We start from the raw sequence: 3374 nt of genomic DNA on the forward strand, positions 1-3374 counted from the left end.
CTAGATGGAAGGTTTGATCATTCAAGGATAAGGCCATGCTGCGCGACGACATCAACAACGCGGTCAAGGACGCCATGAAGGCGAAGGAGGAGCGCAAGCTCTCCACGCTGCGCATGGTCAATTCGACCATCAAGAATGCCGATATCGACGCGCGCGGCCAGGGCAAGCCGCCGCTTTCGGATGCCGAATTGCTCGGCGTGCTGCAGAAGATGATCAAGCAGCGCCAGGAAGCGGTCGAGCTCTACGACAAGGGCGGCCGCGCCGAGCTCGCCGCGCAGGAGCGCGAGGAGATCGCGGTGATCTCGGCCTACCTGCCGAAGCAGATGTCGGAGGATGAGGTGAAAGCCGCGATATCGGCCGCGATCGCCGAGACCAATGCTGCCGGCGTCAAGGACATGGGCAAAGTGATCGGCGCGCTGAAGGCGAAGTACACGGGGCAGATGGATTTCGCCAAGGCCAGCGGCCTGGTGAAGGCGGCACTGGGATAGGCTTCGAACGGGACCAAGTTTCAAACCAAACGGAGGAAATCATGGCCGACCAGCAAGCCCAACCCTCCGGTCCCGATCTGTCGCAAGGCGTGGCGCCCTCCGACTTCTCCGGCGCCAGCCTGCTCGGCCATGTCGGCGATGAAGACGTGCTGCTGGTGCGCTCAGGATCGGACGTCTTTGCGATCGACGCCCATTGCAGCCATTATCACGGGCCGCTGGCGGAAGGTCTCGTCGTCGGCGAGAGCGTCCGCTGTCCCTGGCATCACGCCTGTTTCGATCTGCGCACCGGCGAGGCGTCACGCGCACCGGCGTTGAGCGCGCTCGCGGTCTGGAAGGTCGAGCACGAAGGCGAGCGCATTTTCGTCCGCGAGAAACGCGAGCAGCCCAAGCCTCGCGTGAAGGGCGTGATCGATGCGCTCGCCCGCATCGTGATCGTGGGTGGCGGCGCGGCGGGATTTGCCGCCGCCGAGATGCTGCGACGACAGGATTATCGCGGCAGCATCGTGATGCTGAGCGGCGAGGCGGCGGCGCCGGTCGATCGGCCGAACCTGTCGAAGGACTATCTTGCCGGCAGCGCGCCGGAGGACTGGCTGCCGCTGCGTCCGGACGATTTCTATTCTGACGCCGCGATCGATCTGCGGCTCAAGACCAAGGTTGCGTCGATCGAGCCAGCCGCACGCCAGGTCGTGCTCGCCGATGGCAAGGCCTTGCCCTACGACCGGTTGCTATTGGCGACCGGCGCGGAGCCGGTGCGTCTGCTGATTCCGGGCGCGGACCAGCCGCATGTCCATCTCTTGCGCTCGCTGGATGATTGCCGCGCGATCATCGCTTCCGCCAGCGGCGCGCGCCGCGCGGTTGTGATCGGCGCGAGTTTCATCGGGCTCGAGGTCGCGGCTTCGTTACGGGCGAGGGATATCGAGGTCCACGTCGTCGGGCTGGAGCAGCGGCCGATGGAGCGCGTGCTCGGGCCCGCCATGGGCGACTTCGTCCGCAGCCTGCATGAAGAGCACGGCGTCGTCTTTCATCTCGGCGATACCGTCACCGCGATCGACGGCAAGCGTGCGAGCCTACAGAGTGGCGGCGTGCTCGAGGCCGATCTCGTCGTGATCGGCGTCGGCGTGCGGCCGCGCCTCGCGCTGGCCGAAAAAGCCGGACTTGCGATCGATCGCGGCGTCACCGTGAATGCCTATCTCGAAACCAGCAGCCCCGGCATTTATGCGGCGGGCGACATCACCCGCTGGCCGGATCCGCATTCCGGTGAGAACATCCGCGTCGAACACTGGGTGGTGGCAGAGTGCCAGGGCCAGACCGCCGCGCGCAACATGCTGGGTCAGCGCGAAGCCTTCGACGCGGTGCCGTTCTTCTGGAGCCAGCATTACGACGTGCCGGTCAACTATGTCGGCCACGCCGAGAAATGGGACGAGATCGACGTCGACGGCGATATCGCTGCAAAGGACTGCGTGGTGCGCTACACGAGAGGCGGCCGCGTGCTCGCGGTGGCGTCGATCTATCGGGATATTGCCAGCTTGGAGGCCGAGCTTGCGATGGAGCGCGGCGCGCTGGCGGCGTAGCGGACCGCCTCGCCCCGCTTGCGGGGAGAGGCCGGATCGCATCGTAGATGCGATCCGGGTGAGGGGGAGTCTCCGCGAGGGTATCTCTCACCGTGATTGCGGAAGCAGCCCCTCACCCCAACCCTCTCCCCGCAAGAGCGGGGCGAGGGAGAAGATGGAGCTACTTCGGCTGCAGCTTCAGCGCGGCCGAGTTGATGCAGTAGCGCAGGCCGGTCGGGCCGGGGCCGTCGGGAAAGACGTGGCCGAGATGGCCGCTGCATTTCGAGCACAGGACTTCGGTGCGGACCATGCCGTGGCTACGGTCGGTCTCCTCGTCGACATGGCTTTCCGTCGCCGGCTGCGTGAAGCTCGGCCAGCCGCAGCCGGAATCGAACTTGGCATCGGACTCGAACAAGGTCTGGCCGCAGCCGGCGCAGACATAGGTGCCCTCGCGGTGGTCGTGCTCATATTCGCCGGTGAAGGGACGCTCGGTCGCCTTCTCGCGCAGCACCGCATACTGCATCGGCGTCAATTCCTTGCGCCATTCGGCGTCGCTCTTGACGACCTTGTCTGGGCTCTTGGTGTCGGACATGAAAACTCCTCTCACTATGCCGTCATTGCGAGCGGAGCTTCGCCGCTTGCGGAGACACGGATTGCTTCGTCGCTTCGCTCCTCGCAATGACGGAGCTGTTCCGTCAATTCGTGACCTTGGTGTTGCCGACCAGCGTCGGCTTTTCGATGTAGTTCTCCGCGAAGATCTTCTTCAGGTTCTCGACCTTCGGGATGTCGTTATACGCAATATAGGGTTGGTTGGGGTGCAGCGTCAGGTAGTCCTGGTGATAGGCCTCGGCCGGATAGAACCCCTGGAGCGTACCGACCTTGGTCACGATCGGCTTCTTGTAGACCTTGGCCGTATTGAGCTGGGCGATATAGGCCTCCGCCACCTTCTTCTGATCGTCGTTGGTGACGAAGATCGCCGAGCGGTATTGCGTGCCGGTGTCCGGGCCCTGGCGGTTCAATTGCGTCGGGTCATGCACGACCGAGAAGAAGATCTGCAGGAGCTTGCCGTAGGAGACCTGCTTCGGGTCGTACTTGATCTCGACCGATTCCGCGTGTCCGGTGGTGCCGGTCGAGACCATGTTGTAGTCGGCGGTCGCCTTGTTGCCGCCGGCATAGCCGGAAACCGCGCTGACAACGCCGGCGGTGTGCTGGAACACGCCCTGCACGCCCCAGAAGCAGCCGCCCGCGAGCACCGCGGTCTGGATGCCATCGGTGGGTTTGGCGTCGGCCGTCGGGGCGGGAATGATCACGGCGTCTTCAGCCGCGCGCGAGGGGG

Annotated in this window: 4 protein-coding genes; 2 read left to right on the forward strand and 2 right to left on the reverse strand. The window is 64.7% G+C overall.

Translation table 11 applies throughout. The features are described from left to right. Window positions 1–35: 35 nt before the first annotated feature. Both CWO89_RS42125 and CWO89_RS42130 read left to right on the forward strand, forming a co-directional pair. Complete coding sequence (locus CWO89_RS42125; protein ID WP_028165380.1) at window positions 36–488, forward strand: GatB/YqeY domain-containing protein; 453 nt, start codon at window positions 36–38, stop codon at window positions 486–488. Between the two features lie 41 nt (window positions 489–529). Then, a complete protein-coding gene (locus CWO89_RS42130) occupies window positions 530–2059 on the forward strand; it encodes an FAD-dependent oxidoreductase (protein WP_130584115.1) in 1530 nt (509 codons plus the stop codon). A 160-nt stretch (window positions 2060–2219) separates the two neighbouring features. On the opposite strand, the gene msrB is transcribed toward CWO89_RS42130, so the two are convergent. After that, window positions 2220–2630 carry a peptide-methionine (R)-S-oxide reductase MsrB gene (gene msrB, locus CWO89_RS42140; protein ID WP_130584116.1) on the reverse strand — a complete coding sequence of 137 codons (411 nt, stop codon included), beginning with the start codon at window positions 2628–2630 and terminating at the stop codon, window positions 2220–2222. A 103-nt stretch (window positions 2631–2733) separates the two neighbouring features. After that, window positions 2734–3374: peptide-methionine (S)-S-oxide reductase MsrA (gene msrA / locus CWO89_RS42145; RefSeq protein ID WP_130584117.1), on the reverse strand; the 641-nt coding region annotated here is incomplete at its 5' end.

The sequence above is a fragment of the Bradyrhizobium sp. Leo170 genome, from assembly GCF_004296405.1.
Taxonomy (GTDB): Bacteria; Pseudomonadota; Alphaproteobacteria; order Rhizobiales; family Xanthobacteraceae; genus Bradyrhizobium.

What these genes read in the sequence shown, in the direction of transcription:
- msrB (WP_130584116.1), bottom strand. Translation starts at nt 2,630, where the DNA reads ATGTCCGACACCAAGAGCCCAGACAAGGTCGTCAAGAGCGACGCCGAA.
- CWO89_RS42125 (WP_028165380.1), top strand. Translation starts at nt 36, where the DNA reads ATGCTGCGCGACGACATCAACAACGCGGTCAAGGACGCCATGAAGGCG.
- CWO89_RS42130 (WP_130584115.1), top strand. Translation starts at nt 530, where the DNA reads ATGGCCGACCAGCAAGCCCAACCCTCCGGTCCCGATCTGTCGCAAGGC.